The 17,618-nt window shown below is 54.5% G+C and carries 16 protein-coding genes and 1 pseudogene; 9 read left to right on the top strand and 8 right to left on the bottom strand.

Annotation, left to right across the window (positions count from 1 at the left end; genetic code table 11):
- Nucleotides 1-297: 297 nt before the first annotated feature.
- From ACLJTG_RS09030 to ACLJTG_RS09020, 3 genes are read right to left on the bottom strand one after another with little or no spacing between them, the layout of a single operon-like run.
- A complete protein-coding gene (locus ACLJTG_RS09030) occupies nucleotides 298-576 on the bottom strand; it encodes an ogr/Delta-like zinc finger family protein (protein WP_410958935.1) in 279 nt (92 codons plus the stop codon).
- On the bottom strand, nucleotides 576-1,127 hold the full coding sequence (locus tag ACLJTG_RS09025; protein ID WP_410958933.1) for a phage polarity suppression protein: 552 nt from the start codon (nucleotides 1,125-1,127) through the stop codon (nucleotides 576-578). The genes ACLJTG_RS09030 and ACLJTG_RS09025 overlap by 1 nt, the downstream gene beginning before the upstream one ends.
- Entirely contained in the window at nucleotides 1,124-1,846 is a 723-nt protein-coding gene (locus tag ACLJTG_RS09020) for a septation initiation protein (protein WP_410958932.1), read from the bottom strand. The genes ACLJTG_RS09025 and ACLJTG_RS09020 overlap by 4 nt, the downstream gene beginning before the upstream one ends.
- Before the next feature lie 535 nt (nucleotides 1,847-2,381).
- Between ACLJTG_RS09020 and ACLJTG_RS09015 the strand changes: the two genes are divergently transcribed.
- The 6 genes from ACLJTG_RS09015 to ACLJTG_RS08990 are packed head-to-tail and all read left to right on the top strand — an operon-like array spanning nucleotide 2,382 to nucleotide 6,293.
- On the top strand, nucleotides 2,382-2,648 hold the full coding sequence (locus ACLJTG_RS09015; protein ID WP_410958931.1) for a helix-turn-helix transcriptional regulator: 267 nt from the start codon (nucleotides 2,382-2,384) through the stop codon (nucleotides 2,646-2,648).
- The gene (locus ACLJTG_RS09010; protein WP_410958930.1) at nucleotides 2,645-2,857 is read left to right on the top strand and encodes a hypothetical protein; all 213 of its coding nucleotides are present in this window, start codon (nucleotides 2,645-2,647) and stop codon (nucleotides 2,855-2,857) included. The genes ACLJTG_RS09015 and ACLJTG_RS09010 overlap by 4 nt, the downstream gene beginning before the upstream one ends.
- A 1-nt stretch (nucleotide 2,858) precedes the next feature.
- Nucleotides 2,859-3,401, top strand: coding sequence for a host cell division inhibitor Icd-like protein (locus ACLJTG_RS09005; protein WP_410958929.1), 543 nt, complete (start codon nucleotides 2,859-2,861; stop codon nucleotides 3,399-3,401).
- Nucleotides 3,398-3,622, top strand: coding sequence for a hypothetical protein (locus tag ACLJTG_RS09000; RefSeq protein WP_034825556.1), 225 nt, complete (start codon nucleotides 3,398-3,400; stop codon nucleotides 3,620-3,622). Before ACLJTG_RS09005 ends, ACLJTG_RS09000 begins: the two co-directional genes overlap by 4 nt.
- Complete coding sequence (locus ACLJTG_RS08995; RefSeq protein WP_410958928.1) at nucleotides 3,619-3,942, top strand: DUF5375 domain-containing protein; 324 nt, start codon at nucleotides 3,619-3,621, stop codon at nucleotides 3,940-3,942. Before ACLJTG_RS09000 ends, ACLJTG_RS08995 begins: the two co-directional genes overlap by 4 nt.
- Before the next feature lie 11 nt (nucleotides 3,943-3,953).
- Nucleotides 3,954-6,293, top strand: a complete 2,340-nt coding sequence (locus tag ACLJTG_RS08990; protein WP_410958927.1) for a phage/plasmid primase, P4 family — start codon at nucleotides 3,954-3,956, stop codon at nucleotides 6,291-6,293.
- 37 nt (nucleotides 6,294-6,330) lie between these two features.
- On the opposite strand, the gene ACLJTG_RS08985 is transcribed toward ACLJTG_RS08990, so the two are convergent.
- The 5 genes and pseudogenes from ACLJTG_RS08985 to ACLJTG_RS08965 form a co-directional block, all read right to left on the bottom strand.
- Nucleotides 6,331-6,537, bottom strand: coding sequence for a hypothetical protein (locus ACLJTG_RS08985; RefSeq protein ID WP_410958926.1), 207 nt, complete (start codon nucleotides 6,535-6,537; stop codon nucleotides 6,331-6,333).
- 656 nt (nucleotides 6,538-7,193) lie between these two features.
- Entirely contained in the window at nucleotides 7,194-7,727 is a 534-nt protein-coding gene (locus ACLJTG_RS08980) for an AAA family ATPase (protein ID WP_410958925.1), read from the bottom strand.
- A 1,012-nt stretch (nucleotides 7,728-8,739) separates the two neighbouring features.
- Nucleotides 8,740-8,962: pseudogene (locus tag ACLJTG_RS08975) on the bottom strand (helix-turn-helix domain-containing protein); the annotation flags it as partial.
- A 27-nt stretch (nucleotides 8,963-8,989) separates the two neighbouring features.
- Nucleotides 8,990-9,529, bottom strand: coding sequence for a phase 1 flagellin gene repressor FljA (gene fljA, locus ACLJTG_RS08970; RefSeq protein WP_198898398.1), 540 nt, complete (start codon nucleotides 9,527-9,529; stop codon nucleotides 8,990-8,992).
- Between the two features lie 67 nt (nucleotides 9,530-9,596).
- Complete coding sequence (locus tag ACLJTG_RS08965) at nucleotides 9,597-11,117, bottom strand: FliC/FljB family flagellin (RefSeq protein ID WP_000079790.1); 1,521 nt, start codon at nucleotides 11,115-11,117, stop codon at nucleotides 9,597-9,599.
- Between the two features lie 91 nt (nucleotides 11,118-11,208).
- On the opposite strand from ACLJTG_RS08965, the gene hin reads away from it, so the two are divergent.
- The 3 genes from hin to iroC all read left to right on the top strand — a co-directional run bounded on the left by hin (nucleotide 11,209) and on the right by iroC (nucleotide 17,595).
- Complete coding sequence (gene hin / locus ACLJTG_RS08960) at nucleotides 11,209-11,775, top strand: flagellar phase variation DNA invertase Hin (protein ID WP_000190913.1); 567 nt, start codon at nucleotides 11,209-11,211, stop codon at nucleotides 11,773-11,775.
- A gap of 967 nt (nucleotides 11,776-12,742) precedes the next feature.
- Nucleotides 12,743-13,858 (top strand): salmochelin biosynthesis C-glycosyltransferase IroB, encoded by a 1,116-nt coding sequence (iroB, locus tag ACLJTG_RS08955; RefSeq protein WP_001221110.1) that lies wholly within the window; start codon nucleotides 12,743-12,745, stop codon nucleotides 13,856-13,858.
- Nucleotides 13,859-13,938: 80 nt separating this feature from the next.
- A complete protein-coding gene (gene iroC, locus ACLJTG_RS08950) occupies nucleotides 13,939-17,595 on the top strand; it encodes a salmochelin/enterobactin export ABC transporter IroC (protein ID WP_079951065.1) in 3,657 nt (1,218 codons plus the stop codon).
- Nucleotides 17,596-17,618 lie beyond the last annotated feature (23 nt).

Raw genomic sequence — 17,618 nt, 5'->3', positions numbered from 1 at the left:
GCGGCCAATTTTTTATTATTGATTATGTTTGTAGTATTCATTTTCGCTAAGCACCATTACCCCGTTGCGCGCGCTCGTACCCCCGCCACGCCTGCCCACTTCATTGAGTGGTTTTCATGCACTTGCATGAAGGGGCTTATGCCGCGCCGCTGCTGGGCTGATGTGCCGTTCCTGAGTGCCTGAGACTCATGCGTTTTCATGCAGCATAGACATGCACTCGTGATCAGGACGGCCAGTCAGGAAAAAGGGGCGTAAAAAAACCGGCACAATAGCCGGTTCAGACTTAGCAGACGGGTTTCATATGGGTGACTGTTGCCGGTTAGACAGTTTACTGGCAGAACCGTATCTACCCAGCGTCTGCGGCTGTCGTGCCGCGCTGAGCGTCTCCGCTACGGGTGCTGACTCCGCAGGCTTTTGTGGCTTCATGATGATTTTCTCGACGCTCTCCAGCGCGGTGAACGTGCAGGAGCAGTCAAGGTTAGTGCACTGATACCAGGTGCGCTTGACGGTCGCTGACTCATAGGCGCTGGTGCGGGTGTGTGCGGTGGTGCCGCACTCCGGGCATTTTAGAGCCATTACACCCCCTCCTGCGGCAGCTGATTCAAACGCTGCGTAAAGCGCAGGTGCTGAGCGGGTGTATAGCTGCCCTGACAGTCGCGCTGCATATCAGCCTCCGGGGCCAGTCCCGTTTCAGCCAGCGCGTCCTGATAGGCTTCTGCCACCGCCGGGCGCGCCCGCTGCACCTCACGGGCTACAGCGCTGCGCATCAGTCGTGAGGCCACCTCCAGCCCGCCGGGGCCATTCAGCAACGGGGCCAGCGCGGAGGTAAGCGCCGGGCCGTGTTCGCTCATAAAACCGCTGAGCGCGTCCTCGGTGCAGGCTTCCAGAACAATCCGCTGTGCATAGACGGCCTCACGGGCGGCGCAGTTAATCTGCCAGTCCAGCACCGCGATGCGCTCGCGCAGCTGCGGCACGCGCTCACTGTAATCAGCCGTTTTTTCACCAGCCGTGAGCAGGGTATCCAGCGCCGTAACGGTCTCCTGACGCTGACTGCGGTGCGCCTGCCACTGGCTGCGGGCGGCGCGGAACTGCTCCAGCGCCTGCGCGGGTGTGGTTGCAACGGTCATTGTGCCTGCTCCTTCTGCACCATTTCGCGACGGGCCAGAATTTTATGTCGCGCTGCGGGAGAGGGGCTGTTTCTGTAGTCATCATGTGCGCCGCGCGCAGGGAACGTGCCCGCGAGCTTAAACACGTCGTCTTCAGGCAGGGCATCACGCACCAGCGCCGGGTCAGTGATGTTCCGGGCGACAAAAGTCTTCAGCACCGTCTCCGGGTCGTTCACGCTGTCCACTTTGCCAATACCGGCGCTGGCCTGACGCCCCAGCGTGATTTTCAGCAGGCTCAGCGTCTCAATAAGCTGCTGGCCGTGCGCGTCCATAAACATCTGCCAGAGCTGCATGGCGCGAAGATTCACAAGGTCGCTGTGCGCGCTGATGTAGGCGAGTGCGCGCTCGCTGGTTTCCCACGGCAGTAACTCATTCTCCTGCGCGTGCAGGGCCAGCAGAGCGTCAAACTCCTCCAGCGACTCGCGGTCGAGCGCAACCTCCGCGCGCAGCTTCTTCATCTCCGGCGTCATCACGCCGCCGTTTTCACGGAACAGCCTGCGCCATTCGTCATTCTGGGCGGTCGCATTTGCTTCGGTCTCAGCGCGACGCTGGCGGATGATGTCGCACTGAGAGGCTGCGGCCTCCTGCTTAGTGCGTGCGTCCAGCCATGCGGCCTTAGCGGCGCTGACTTTTTCCAGCGCGGTCTGGGTGCTGGCGGGGAAGTCGGTTGTCCGGGTCATATAAGCTCCTGTCGGGTCGGTTGGGATAAGTCAATTGTGCCGGGGCTGGCACAGGCGCTGCCACCGGGCGGCGTTGTTTGACGGACCAGACAAAAGCTTTTTTTCTGGCGAGCCAGGAAAAGGTCTCACCAGAGCCGTTTATCAGCTTTCGGTTTTATATAAATCCTTCACTATTCTTCACCTTAGTAAAAAAGAGAGTAGATACAGTGTATTAAAGGGTGAAGAATAGAGGAATGATTGTTCACCCACTGTTCACCATTCTTCACCGGGTAATATTTGAGAATTGTAAATTTTAACCACTCATGCCTTTTAATTATTAATTTTCGATAGTTAAATCCTATGTAAAATTTCGGGCCATCGGTTAATAAAGACTAATAAGCACCAATATTACTGAGAGGTTAAAAATCAAGGGGAAAGTGCCATCTGCTGCACAATTTCACCTTGTTGCTTTGGCAGTAAATATGCTGAAAATAAAGAGCTACCCGAAGCCGTTCGTATCCGTGCGGCGCTTAATGGACTCAGAAAGAGGTAGCTTATGCACACTGCTTTATCCGCTCATTCTTCCGCCCCGGCGGCCCCGGCTATGCCATTATCTCACCCGGTTCAGGAGCGTTTTATGCGCCTGCCGGAAGTGATCCACGTCTGCGGCCTGTCCCGCTCAACCATCTACGACCTTATCAGCCGCAGCGCCTTCCCGGCGCAGGTGTCATTGGGTGGAAATAACGTGGCGTGGCTGGCAAGTGAGGTCAGCGCCTGGATGAACGAACGTATCGCCGCGCGCGATCAGGAGCGTACAGTATGATCCGGCTGAACATTGAGGGCACGACTCATCACCTGTCCGTGGAGGACGCGAAGCAGCTGGCGCTGGCCATTGCCGCTGAGGTGGACATGCCCGGTCAGCCGCAACGCTTTCGCGGCACCGGCATCAGCTTTCGCATTTCGCGTAGCGAAGCGACACACTCAGACCCGCAGGTATTTACCCGCAACGGCATCACCCTCACCGACTGCTGAGGTGCTTATGCCGCTTTCTTCTTTCACTCCCGGCTTGCGCGCCGGGGGCTTTCCCTGGTACAGTAATTCCGCTGCCGTAAAACCGGCAGCCGGGCGTGGAAACCCGAGTTACTTCAAGGCGACACCAGACGCGCCAAGCGTCTTTTTTTGTGTCTTAGCCTCAGTGCACCCGTTATTCGGGCAACGGTTTCTTTTCCGTTGTGCCGTACTCGTAATGGTGGCCCGGGCGGGGCAGCCCTCGGGCTGGCCGGTTTCCTTGAAGGCCGGTTTTCCACCCCCGTTCGGGTCACCGCCAGAGCGTGGAAACTCCGGTGGTGGCGATAACCGCTACTTCAAGGAGACTGCCATCATGGCTACGGTCCTTATTTCCCCATACCCTCAGTTTGTCTTTGTTTTTGCCGCCGTGCGCCGTTGTGAGCGCCATTCCCGCATTCAGATGCTGCGCACCACTGCTGCCGATGAGCATGCCGCCCGCCGGACTCTGGCCCGAGACTACGTCCTCTCCTTTGCCTGCCGTCTGCCCGTGGCGGAGGTGCGCGCATGAGCCAGATTACGATTTCCATCGACGACCTGACGCGCCTTGAGCACCTGCGCAACGCCGGGCGCTTCGTCAGCGACATGACCGCGTTTCAGGAATGCCACGAACTGCCGCAGCCTGCACAGCGCGCGCAGCTGGCCTCGCTTGTGTTTCTTATCACCGAGCAGCTCGACGGCGTGCTGACCCGCTGCCACGACAGCTGGATGAATGACGAGGTGACGCCGTGAAAATCCGCACCCTTTCCCCCGACCTGCACGCCGCTCTGGCCCGTCGCGCGGTGGCCTGCGCCTGGCTCACCCTGTGCGACGAGCAGCAGCGCTATCCCGGCCTGACGCTTGCGCGGCTTGAGCGCGCCATTGAAACCGAGCTAGAGGGATTCTACCTGCGCCAGCACGGGCGCCTGCGCGGTCAGGAAATTGCCTGCGCCCTGCTCGACGACCTGCTGGCCGCCGGGCCGCTAAAGGCTGCGCCGGGCCTGAGCTTTTTAGGTCAGGTAGTGATGGACGAGCTGAGCGGGCGCATTCACGACGCACGCCCGCTGCACTGAGGGATAACAACATGAAAATGACAGTATCAGACGCGGCGAAGGCCGCGCAGGGGCAGTGGCCCCGCATCCTGCCCGCGCTGGGCGTAAAGGTGGTGAAGAACCGCCACATGCCCTGCCCGGTGTGCGGCGGGACCGACCGTTTCCGCTTTGACGACCTGGAGGGGCGCGGTACGTGGCTCTGCAACCAGTGCGGGGCCGGTGACGGCCTGGACCTGGTGAAAAAGGCGCTCAGCATTAACTTCACCGAGGCCGCCGAACGCGTCAACGCCCTGACCGGCAACCTCCCGCCCGTGACCGGGGCCGCTGGCGCTGGCGCTCCCGCAGAAGCTGAAGAAAACTCAGCCGCCCGCGCTGCCGCTGCCACGCTCGCACAGCAACTGGTCAGCTCAGCGCGTGAAACCAGCGGTAACGCCTACCTGTCCCGCAAGGGCTGGCCGGAGCATTCCTGCCTGACGCTTGCGAAACCGCACAAAGTCGCCCTGACGACCTACAGTCCCGGCGATGTTGTCATGCCCCTGCACGACATGACCGGCGCGCTCGTTAACGTGCAGCTGATTGACGCGGAGGGCATCAAGCGCACGCTGAAGGGCGGACAGGTGAAAGGAGCCTGCCACGTTCTCAGCAGCGATAAGCCCGCCAGGCGCATCTGGCTCGCGGAGGGCTACGCCACCGGCCTCACTGTGCACAACCTGACCGGCGATGAGGTATGGATTGCGCTGTCGTCCGTAAACCTTCTTTCTCTGGCTGGCCTTGCCCGTGAAAAACACCCGTCGCTCCAGCTGGTGATTGCCGCTGACCGAGACCTGAACGGCGACGGCCAGCGTAAGGCAGCACAGGCCGCCGCAGCCTGTAACGGAGTGGTGGCCCTGCCGCCGGTGTTCGGCGACTGGAACGACGCCTTTATGCAGCACGGCGAGGCCGCGACCCGGCAGGCACTGACGGAGGCCGCCGCGACGCCCGCTGCCAGCCCGTTTGACGTCATGAGTGAGGCGGAATTCTCGGCCATGAGCGCCAGCGAAAAGGCGGAGCGCGTGGCGGAGCACTACCGCAGCAATCTGGCCGTGGACGCCAGCGGGGAAATTCTCTGCCGCTACGAGGCGGGGGCGTGGAAGGTGATTTCGGGCAACCAGTTCGGGCGCGACGTGGCGAAGCTGTTCCAGCGCCTGCGCGCGCCGTTCTCGGCGGGCAAGGTGGCGGGCGTGGTGGACACGCTGAAGCTGATGCTGCCCCAGCAGGCCGCGCCGCAGCGCCAGCTGATTGGCTTTCGCAACGGCGTGCTCGATACGCGCAGCGGCACGTTCAGCCCGCACCGCCGGGAAAACTGGCTGCGCACCGTCAGCGACGTGGACTATACCCGTCCGGTAGAGGGCGAGACGCTGGAGAGCCACGCGCCCCACTTCTGGCAGTGGCTGGACCGCGCCGCCGGACGCAGCGCGGAGAAGCGCGACATCATTCTGGCCGCGCTGTTTATGGTGCTGGCGAACCGCTACGACTGGCAGCTGTTTCTCGAAGTCACCGGCCCCGGCGGCAGCGGCAAGAGCATCATGGCGGAAATCGCCACCATGCTGGCAGGGCCGGACAATGCCGTATCGGCCACCATTGAGACGCTGGAATCCTCGCGCGAGCGCGCGTCCGTCATCGGCTATTCGCTTATCCGCCTACCCGACCAGGAGAAGTGGAGCGGCGACGGCGCGGGCATCAAGGCGATCACCGGCGGCGATGCGGTGTCGGTGGACCCGAAGTATAAGGACGCCTATTCAACCCATATTCCGGCGGTGATTCTGGCGGTAAACAACAACCCGATGCGCTTTACCGACCGCAGCGGGGGCGTATCGCGCCGCCGGGTTATCCTGCACTTCCCGGAAATCATCCCGGCGAACGAGCGAGACCCGCAGCTGAAGGAGAAGATACAGAACGAGCTGGCCGTTATCGTACGCCAGCTGATGCAGCGGTTCAGCCAGCCGCAGGACGCCCGGGCGCTGCTCCAGTCGCAACAGAACTCGGGGGAAGCGATGCGCATCAAGCGCGACGCTGACCCGATGGTGGACTTCTGCGGCTACCTGTTTGCCACCGCAGAGCCAAACGGCCTGCATATGGGTAACGCAAGCATCCGCCCCCTGCAACCCCGTCGCTACCTTTACCACGCCTATCTGGCCTATATGGAGGCCAACGGCTACCGCAACCCGCTCAGCATGAAGTCATTCAGCCAGGCGCTGGAGAGTATCCTGCGCGAGTACGGGCTGAACTATCTGAAGCGTCGCACGAAGTCAGGTATACAGACCAACCTCGACCTGACGGACGACAGCAACGCCGACTGGCTGCCGAAGTGCGACGAAGCGACAGCGGCATGACTCACTGAACCGGCGAAAGCCGGTTTCTTTTTGCTGGTCAGTCACGAACCTTAGACAGCTTATGAAGATGAAGTGCTACCGGAATAAGTAACCCAAAGAAGACCAGTACGCCCAGGCTCATCATCGGTTCAGCAGGCAACCGGAATGCAAGCGCGATAATTTCACCGCCCCCTACGCAGACAAAAAGCAGAATGAAAACGATAAGCAGTGAGTTCAGTTCAAATAGCCTGTCCGTCAGCTTCATAGCAGTACCACCTTAATTGCAGGATTTCTTATGTTTTGGAAGGGTATGTTTATTTTTTTAGCCTACTATCAGCGGGATGGCAATAATAAAACTTAACGACGGCTAACATAAAAAAATTCATTCTGGACTGCTTTAACGCCTGTCAGATACCGCGTTCACAAGCATCTGGAGTCCACTTGATGGGGCTTCTTGCGGTGCATTTTAGGAATAAGGATGTGCATAAAACCATCACAAAGAAGGGGTTGAAACATTAAAATCATCATCTTATAGTCGCTGTATCCAATACCTGAGTGAAATGCTCAGGTATTGGATAACGACATACTCACATTGCTCTTATAGGTTCGCCCGCAGCATTCCTCCTGCGGGCATTTTTTTATGCACCGTTCAGCAAAATCCGCCAGCAAATGAGAGTGGGCTTAACCCGGCAACATCTGGCGTGACACAATGCTTAATTGCATGTGACTTGACTACCCGTTTGCATTTTACTTGACCTTCGCCAACAAAATGCAACCAGGTTGACAGACAGCTAAGAGCGATTAGCAGACAGGTTTAATGACCTTCACTATAATTGAAGGTAGCTGGTTATTAAATTGTGCGAGATACAGCTCTAATGAATAATAGGCTCTAATCGGAAGCATAATAATATATTGAAAATGCTATGAAATATCCCAGCTTCGATAGCAGGCATTAATATCGCGAGGTAATGACAACATCAGCTTTGGAATGGTTGCCTGCTCGAAAATTTTCCTGTGGACAAGGCGGTTTTTAGGCGCAATACGCACAATGTATTTAAGCATTTCCCATGTGACATTCTCCCTTCGGGTAGTGAGACCACCGATCCTGGGCTTTGACGAATAACATCGCCGAATATAGCGTTGCAATGCAATTGCTACCGGCACTTCAAGCAGTATCAACCCTGTAGCACGTTCAAGCCGGGAAGAAATACACTTTGTGTAATTGCCCTCTATTATCCATCTTTCTCCACTAACAGCCTCTTCATGTAACCGATAAAAATCTTCTGGTACACGGGGAACCCATTTTGTATCAGGTAAATGATGCAACTGGTCCAGATGAATTAAAGGGAATGACGTCTTAGAAGCAATGGCTTTTGCCAGTGTGGATTTACCGCTATTTGATGGCCCCATGATGCATATGCGTGGGCCAAGATCATCTAATGATAAAGTATTCACCCATTTCACCTAAAAGTTCAATTAATTCAGAAGATAACAAAAATACATTAACATCTAATGTAACTACAATGCTTCCTGGCAAAACGGTGGTTCGCTACAGTGTAATTAATACTACGCGGAATTAGCAACGTCCGCTCCTGGCACAGGCTGTGTGAAAACTGTTTTGGTCGCTTAATCTGTGTAAAACAGTGTTGAAAACAGCGCTCATACGTAAAATTCGGCTCAGCTAACCTGTCGACTGATTCAAGATTTTGCGTAGATGCGCGCACTTCAGTTTTAGGTCAGAGTTTTCACACAGCCTGGGCACACAGCTGCCGGTCACGCAATGCCAAGACTACCCCCCTCAGCAACAGTGGCGATTTTTTGTTGGCGATGGTCAAGTAAAATGCAAACGGGTAGTCAATTGAATGCAAATACCCAACATAGTCGCAGTGATCTGCCCGGGATGGAATTTGGCATCAGGGGCCATCCTTCACCACTGATGCATGATTAGTGCAATGCTTCACCCATCCATCACCCATCATCATATTGATTTTAAAGAATAATAATGAAAGGTGTAGAGTGTGAAGGATTTTTCATAAAATCATTTTTTATTACCACGCCTATAGAGCTGGAAGCTGCACGTTTTAGATGGAAAAAAGCCATTGGTATACGAATTGGTATATTCAAAAAGTTGAATTAATAAATAGAAGTTCATTTTCAATGATTTAAAAACAAAAATCAAACTCCGCCAGCCCAAATATTGATGTACTGAAGTTCAGTAAAGTCTACTAAGCCCGTATAGCACAAGCTCTGCGGGCTTTTTTACGTCCATTGCCGCCTGGTGAGGATTGCAGAGAACCTTACGGACACTGGAGTCAAATGACGCGGTGGGTAAAGCGGCTGCGCGATGGGTGACAGGGCAAAACGCCAAAAGTCTCACCAATAACTCCTGAAAGAATTGGAATACGAGAGTCAAAGAAAATAGAACACTCACTGAGAGTCCTGCCTGGCTGGGGCAAAGCTCGCAGTCAGACTGTCGAGCATAAAGATAAGCAGTTGCCCGTGAGACGCCAGGATGTTGGGCTACGGTATCCATAGATTTGCGAAGATTCAGCAGACCTTCTTTGCGAAGCTTTAATGATCAATTCTTTTCTGTCAGCTGCTTTAAGCGTCCTGGCCGTAGTGGCACGAGCAGCGGCGAAACTATCTATGCGCTGTCGAATGGTCTCTGTTCCTCCAGGAGCAATATTTTCTCACGGAATTTTTTATTACCGTAGGCGTTATTCAGCGTAGTCCGAAGACGTGATCCTGCTCACCCAGTCAAACATAACTTGCATATGATTGCCATTGGACTTCCTCACACCAACCTGACACGCATTTACGCCTGTCGTTTTGCCAGTCAAAACCTGTCCATACTTCATATAGATTTTGATACCGACTCCCTGTTTATAGCACTTATTGCAAATCGAGAAATAATCTCTTCTTGATGGAGTATATTGCTGAAGATTAAATTCGTCAGCCGGCACCAGCGAAAGATTAAAAGCGTCATTACCTGATAATTCTTCAAGAATAGCCAGAGACTCTAGTTTAACTTCAATGCGCTTATTTCCTTTAGGTTTATCCGAAGCCAGAATCAAATTTTCCTTCGGATTAAACTTCGCAATGTAGCCTGTGATTATCCGGGCATTATTACTCACCAATCGAACAGGGATATTATTAAAACGTAGAAATTGAACTCGACGAGCAAGCATAGAATAATCCCGCGGCCATATTTCAGCTTCTCGCCCGTAGGAAATATCATTTACAGCTATACATTCCATAAAGATATATTCATCTATGCTGAATGAAAAAGCCCCGGATTCACGGGGCTGAATAAAACGAAATAAATTAACGTAACAGAGACAGCACGTTCTGCGGGACCTGGTTAGCCTGCGCCAGAACGGAGGTACCGGCCTGCTGCAGAATCTGCGCGCGAGACATGTTGGAGACTTCGGTCGCGTAGTCGGAATCTTCGATACGGCTACGCGCTTCAGACAGGTTGTTTACGGTATTGCCCAGGTTGGTGATAGCGGAGTTGAAACGGTTTTGTACCGCACCCAGATCAGAGCGCAGCGCATCCACCTGCGCCAGCGCGGCATCAATTTTCTGCAGCGGGTTTTCGGTGGTTTTAGCGGCTGCTTCAGCCAGCTCTGGTTGTGCTTTGAAATCATGACCAGCGGCTTTGCTGGCATTGTAGGTTTTACCGTCGATAGTAACGACTTCGGTTTTACCATCTACGCCACCCAGTTGGTTAGCCGCTGTTTTGGTAGTGCCGTCAGCAGCAGTATAACTTGTGGTTTTAGCTTTAATTGCTCCTGTCGCTTCATCGTAATCTGCGGCGTAATACTTATCGCCAGCTTTAAGCGCATAACCGCCTTCAATTGTCTTACCATTTTTATCGGTATAAGACATTTTGACCAATGTCGCGGCATTTGCATCGGCAGTGTCAACGCCGCCAGCGATTAAGGCATTCTTAGCATCTGCTGAAACAACTGCTGGTGTATCTTTTAACTCCTGTACTTCTGTTTTAGTTGCCGCACCAGCAGGCATTGTGGTTTTAGTTGCACCCGTAGCAAGTGTAACTTTACCGTCAGTAGCAACGTTAACTTCATAATCGCCATTTTTGGCGGCATCAGCACCAGTAAAGCCACCAATAGTAACAAAGTACTTATTATTATCTGCGTCAAATTTAACTGTACCACCCGTTACAGCAGCCGTACCAGTCGTACCACCAATGGCCGCTTTGATGGCCGCATCATCAAGGCCTGAGGCATCCAGTGTAGTACCATTATCGGCATAAGCTTTCGTTGTTACTGCTGTATCTTTCACATCATACGCTTTCTGCACGTTCAGTGAATCCAGGCCCAGGGTCTGAGAGTTGATCTGCTTCAGATCGATATCGATAGTTTCACCGTCGTTGGCACCAACCTGGATGGTCAGGGTGTTGTCCTGCGCCAGGACTTTCACGCCGTTGAACTGAGTCTGGCCGGATACACGGTCGATTTCGTTCAGGCGCTGGGTGATTTCAGCCTGGATGGAGTCGAGGTCAGACTGGGAGTTGGTGCTGTTAGCAGACTGAACCGCCAGTTCACGCACACGCTGCAGGTTGTTGTTGATTTCGTTCAGCGCGCCTTCAGTGGTCTGCGCAATGGAGATACCGTCGTTAGCGTTACGGGAAGCCTGAGTCAGACCTTTGATGTTCGCGGTAAAACGGTTAGCAATCGCCTGACCTGCCGCATCGTCTTTCGCGCTGTTGATACGCAGACCAGAAGACAGACGCTCGATAGCGGTGCCCAGTGCGGACTGGGATTTGTTCAGGTTATTCTGGGTCAGCAGCGACAGACTGTTAGTGTTGATTACTTGTGCCATAAAATTTTCCTTTTGGAAGGTTTTTGATAAAGCAATCCTCCATGAGAAAAGCGACTAAAATTCTTCCTTATCTGATGTAAAGGAGAAAATCATGGCTACTATTGGGTATATTCGGGTGTCAACAATTGACCAAAATATCGATTTACAGCGTAATGCGCTTACTAGTGCAAATTGTGACCGCATTTTTGAGGACCGTATCAGTGGCAAGATTGCAAACCGCCCCGGCCTGAAACGAGCGTTAAAGTATGTAAATAAAGGCGATACTCTTGTCGTCTGGAAATTAGACAGACTGGGCCGCAGCGTGAAAAACCTGGTGGCGTTAATATCAGAATTACATGAACGTGGAGCTCACTTCCATTCTTTAACCGATAGTATTGATACCAGTAGCGCGATGGGGCGATTCTTTTTTCATGTAATGTCAGCACTGGCCGAGATGGAGCGAGAATTAATTGTCGAGCGAACCCTTGCCGGACTGGCTGCCGCCAGAGCGCAAGGACGACTGGGAGGGCGCCCTCGGGCGATCAACAAACATGAACAGGAACAGATTAGTCGGCTATTAGAGAAAGGCCATCCTCGGCAGCAACTAGCTATTATTTTTGGTATTGGCGTATCTACCTTATACAGATATTTTCCGGCAAGCCGCATAAAAAACGAATGAATTAAAATAAAAATTACAACAGGATGGATATAACATTTTCGTAATACAGGCGTATGGCATAAATAAACCGGAAGGGTATACGAAAAAGACAGCATCTAATTAAAAAGAGAAAAAATTCAACGCATTAACATATATAGTGTAGCGCGCTCACGATAAGGCCTATGTTACATCCAGCTATAGACGATATCGCTCAAAACACTAGCAGACACTGCGTTCACATAGAAAGGCTTTTTAATCAAACTGTTAGGTGTAAGCAATTACAGACAGAAAAAGTAGTAAAGTTTATGCCTCAAGTGTCGATAACCTGGATGACACAGGTAAGCCTGGCATAACATTGGTTATCAAAAACCTTGGTTTTCAAGAACCAATAAATCGTGTGGCTGATGCGCTATAAAAATCGCAGAGCGGTGACGATATTCCGCATAAGGAGCTGTTCGTTCGCAACATTCGAACGGTGACGTTAAAGCTGGTTTCATTGGTTAATGAAGACGAAGGGGACAAAATTACTACAGAGTTGATACCACAGAGATAGTCCATGCTCGCAGGTGATACGGGATTTAACGCCGGAAAGTCCACACAGAACACGATCCGCCGCCGGACACCGTTAAATTGCCCCGCAACGTGTTATCAATACTACTCCCTACGTTTCCCGTTACCTTGTTGTCGGTACGTTTACCTCATTGTCTGAAAGGTTATTTGCGAAGTTATCATTAATAATCCACGGGCGTCTGGTATGCGAATCCAGTTCCCCAATCCTGGCGCTTTGCCTTTGCGACCATACGCGCGTAAATAAGCCTGAAACCAAACTTCACCGCTTAACGCTCTCCTCTTTCCCGATTTTTACGCAAAAAATCATCACATGATCAAGGGTCGTATTTGTTATTGCATTTTTCAAATGATATTGGTAATTATTATCATTCTCATTAACAACTTGTTCGATTTATGACGTGGAGAGAGAGGATTTCTCATGCGTATTCTGTTTGTCGGTCCACCACTGTATGGACTGCTATACCCTGTGCTGTCCCTGGCGCAAGCGTTTCGTGTTAATGGCCATGAAGTGCTGATTGCAAGCGGTGGAAAATTTGCACAGAAAGCAGCAGAAGCTGGGTTGGTGGTATTTGACGCTGCGCCTGGTTTCGATTCGGAAGCGGGTTATCGCCGTCAGGAGGCATTACGAAAAGAAAATAACATTGGAACAAAAATGGGGAACTTCTCATTCTTCAGCGAAGAGATGACCGACCCGCTGGTCGCGTTCGCCGGGCAGTGGCGGCCAGATCTCATCGTCTATCCTCCCCTTGGGGTCGTTGGACCACTGATTGCCGCTAAGTATGACATTCCGGTAGTGATGCAAACCGTCGGCTTCGGTCATACGCCCTGGCACATCAAAGGCGTGACGAAATCACTTTCTAACGCCTACCGCCGCCATGGGGTCAGCGCGCCACCAAGAGATCTGGCGTGGATAGACGTCACACCGCCCAGCATGAGCATACTGCAAAATGACGGAGAGCCGGTTATCTCCATGCAATACGTCCCGTATAACGGCGGCGCCGTCTGGGAAGAATGGTGGGAACGTACACCTGATCGCAAGCGTCTTCTGGTCAGCCTCGGCACCGTCAAACCGATGGTAGATGGCCTGGATCTGATTTCCTGGGTAATGGATTCTGCCGGCGAAGTAGATGCCGAAATCATCCTGCATCTTCCGGCAAACGCCCGCTCGGATTTACGTTCACTGCCGCCGAATGTCCGTCTGGTCGACTGGCTTCCGATGGGCGTTTTCCTTAACGGCGCCGACGGTTTTATCCACCATGGCGGCGCAGGCAACACCCTGACGGCGCTGCATGCCGGCATTCCGCAGATAGTCTTTGGCCAGGGTGCCGACAGACCCGTCAATGCCCGCGCCGTGGTCGAGCGCGGATGCGGCATTATTCCCGGTAAGAGCGGGCTTACGAGCAGCATGATCAATACCTTCCTCGGTAATCGCGCGCTTCGCGAGGCGTCGCAGGAGGTCGCGGCGGAAATGGCGGCCCAGCCTTGCCCGACCGAGGTGGCAAAAAAACTGATCGCCATGCTGCAACACGGCTAACCGCGGCAGCGCAATGACAATATGGCGGCTGAACCCAGCGTGTGTCGCCATATCTCATCTTTCACCGATAAGGAGGCTTAATGCCCGCGACTCATTCCCCCATGCCCGCTCGTGCCTGGATAGTTCGCCTTGCCCGCGTGTGTTGGGAACGTAAAACACTGAGCATCATTGTCATCGTAGCATCAGTATCGACCATTTTACTGGCTGCGCTGACGCCGCTAATAACGCGTCAGGCCGTCAATGACGCGATAGCAGGCGATACAACCCACCTGCCGTTACTTGCCTGCGGCCTGCTGTTAATTGCCCTTTTTGATTTTATCGGGAATTACGTGCGCCGCGGCTATGCCGGGGAACTCTCGCTGTGGGTTCAGCATACGTTACGTAGCCGTGCGTTCGACAGTATTCAGAAACTGGACGGCGCAGGCCAGGACGCCTTGCGTACCGGGCAGGTCATTTCGCGTACCAACAGCGATCTTCAACAGGTACACACCTTGCTACAGATGTGTCCGGTGCCGCTGGCGGTGCTCACTTACTATGTGGCCGGTATCGCGGTGATGCTATGGATGTCGCCATCCATGACGCTTATCGTGATTTGCGTACTGGCCGCCCTTGCTATTACCGCCCTGCGCGCCCGTCGCCGTGTTTTCGCGCAAACGGGGCTTGCCTCAGACCGGCTGGCGCACATGACGGAGCATATGCGCGAAGTATTGGAACAGATCTCAGTGGTGAAGTCCTGCGTGGCGGAGTTGCGCGAAACGCGTTGGCTCGATGGTCAGTCGCGGCAGATGGTGCGGGTACGCATCGGCGCCGCTATCTCGCAGGCGATGCCGGGCGCAACCATGCTGGCGCTACCGGTGATAGGGCAAATCGTCCTGCTGTGCTATGGCGGCTGGTCGGTAATGAATGGGCGCATCGATCTGGGAACCTTCGTTGCGTTCGCGAGTTTTCTCGCTATGCTGACCGGCCCTACCCGCGTACTGGCATCGTTTTTGGTTATCGCACAGCGCACACAGGCGTCGGTAGAGCGCGTCTTCGCGCTTATCGACACGCGTTCTCGCATGGAAGACGGTACTGAGTCGGTTGAAGGTCAGATTATCGGGCTGGACGTGGAGAAGATGAGTTTCCACTACGACAACGGTAACCGTATCCTCAATGAGATCTCGTTTTCCATTCACGCCGGTGAAACCGTGGCAGTGGTTGGCGCCTCCGGCTCCGGAAAATCAACATTGCTGATGTTGCTGGCGCGCTTTTACGATCCTACCTCCGGCGGGGTGTGGCTCAACACCACTGCGGGCCAACAGAATATTCGCGACCTGAAACTGACGGCGCTTCGTCGTCGCGTTGGCGTAGTTTTTGAAGACGCGTTTCTGTTTGCCGGTACGGTGGCGGAAAACATCGCCTATGGGCACCCGCAAGCGACTCAGGACGACATTCGACGCGCCGCCGATGCCGCAGGCGCCAGCGGGTTCATCAATGCGCTACCGCAGGGGTTCAACACCCGACTGACCGAACGCGGAAGCAACCTCTCCGGCGGCCAACGCCAGCGTATTGCGCTAGCCCGGGCACTGATTACCGCGCCGGAACTGCTGATTCTCGATGACACCACCTCGGCGGTCGATGCCGGTACTGAAGCGGAAATTAATACGGCTCTTGGTCGTTATGCCGATAATGAGCATATGCTGCTGGTGATTGCACGCCGCCGTTCAACACTGCAGTTAGCCGATCGGATCGTCGTACTGGATAAAGGCCGCGTCGTGGATATCGGTACCCAGGCGGAGCTGGATGCAAGGTGTCCGACGTTTCGCTCGCTGATGAGCGGCGAGGGGGATTTTCTCGCCCTCGCCCCGGCGGAACAACGTGAGCTATGGCCAACAACGCAGGCGGTAAAATCCGACGACGCGCATGAGCGCCAGACACCCGCTGGAAAAGGTTTTGTCGACCGAATGACGCGCGTTCCGGAACGCGCCGTACAGATGGCGCTGGCAGGCCACGGGCGTCAAGTCTCATCGCTGCTGACGCCAGTAGCCTGGATGTTCGTCATCGCCGCCCTGCTTATCGCGCTTGATTCCGCCGCAGGCGTTGGCGTGCTGGTGCTTTTGCAGCGCGGTATTGACTCAGGCGTTGCCGCAGGGGATATGTCGACTATTGGCATATGCGCTCTGCTCGCGCTGTGTCTGGTGGCGATTGGTTGGTGCTGCTATGCGCTGCAAACGATCTTCGCCGCCCGCGCGGCAGAGTCGGTACAGCATACGGTACGCTTACGCAGCTTCAGCCACCTGCTACGCCTGAGTCTTCCCTGGCACGAGAAGCACATCGACTCGCGTCTTACTCGCATGACCGTCGACGTTGATTCACTCGCCCGATTTCTGCAAAACGGTCTTGCCAGCGCGGCCACCAGCATCGTGACAATGGTCGCTATCGCCGCGGCAATGTTCTGGCTTGACCCCATTCTTGCGTTAACGGCATTAAGCGCCGTGCCTGTAGTGATGCTGGCGACGTGGATTTACCGCCGTTTGAGCTCGCCTGCCTACGCTCAGGCACGGCTGGAAATTGGTAAGGTGAACAGTACGCTTCAGGAAAAGGTCTCCGGTATGCGGGTAGTACAGTCACACGGCCAACAGAAGCAGGAAGCCGCCAGGCTACGGGCGTTATCAGATAACTTCCGCGCCACCCGCGTGCGGGCGCAAAAATACCTTGCCGTTTATTTTCCGTTCCTGACCTTCTGCACCGAGGCCGCCTATGCCGCCGTGCTTTTAATCGGGGCGACCCGGGTCGCCGGAGGCGAAATGACGCCCGGGATACTGGCGGCGTTCTTCCTGCTACTGGGACAATTTTATGGCCCGGTACAGCAGTTGTCAGGCATTGTTGATTCCTGGCAGCAGGCGACCGCCAGCGGCAAACATATCAATGCGCTATTGGCGACTGAGGACACGGAGAATATTGAACCGTCCTCCATAACGCCTGGCACTGGCGGCGCGCTACGTCTGGAGGCATTGACATTCCGCTATCCCGAAAAAACGCAACCTGTGCTTGATAAGCTCTCGCTCACCATTCCGCCAGGAACGGTAGTCGCGGTGGTCGGACGTAGCGGCGCTGGCAAATCGACGTTGATCAAGCTGCTGGCCGGACTCTACTCTCCCGGTAGCGGGCAAATCCGTGTCGGTGAGCGCCTAATTGATGCCGCGTCGCTTAGTGATTATCGTCGCCAGACGGGGCTGGTCACTCAGGATGTCGCATTATTTAGCGGCGATATTGCCGAAAATATCCGCTATCCGCGGCCAAACAGCAGCGACACGGAGGTGGAGAGCGCGGCGCGACGGGCGGGACTCTTTGAAACTGTGCAACATCTGCCGCTGGGGTTCCGTACTCCGGTCAATAACGGCGGCACGGATCTGTCCGCGGGCCAGCGTCAGTTGATTGCCCTCGCCCGCGCCCACCTGGCGCAGGCGCATATTCTGCTGCTCGACGAGGCGACAGCGCGTATCGACCGTAGCGCCGAGGAGCGCTTAATGACCTCGCTTACCAGGGTGACGCATACCGAGAAACGCATCGCGCTTATCGTCGCGCACCGGCTGACCACCGCTCGCCGTTGCGATGTTATTGTCGTAATCGATAAAGGATGTATCGCTGAATATGGCAGCCATGAGCAGTTGATAGCGACTCATGGCCTGTATGCTCGTCTGTGGCGGGACAGCATCGGCCAGACACGCGATACGCAAGGAGAGGTCATAGGATAGTTTTTATCGCCACGATTTACGCA

It is taken from the genome of Salmonella sp. SAL00672, from assembly GCF_046552175.1.
GTDB lineage: Bacteria > Pseudomonadota > Gammaproteobacteria > Enterobacterales > Enterobacteriaceae > Salmonella > Salmonella enterica.
Note: the sequence above shows the minus strand (reverse complement) of the source record. Positions and strands in the feature narration are given on the sequence as shown.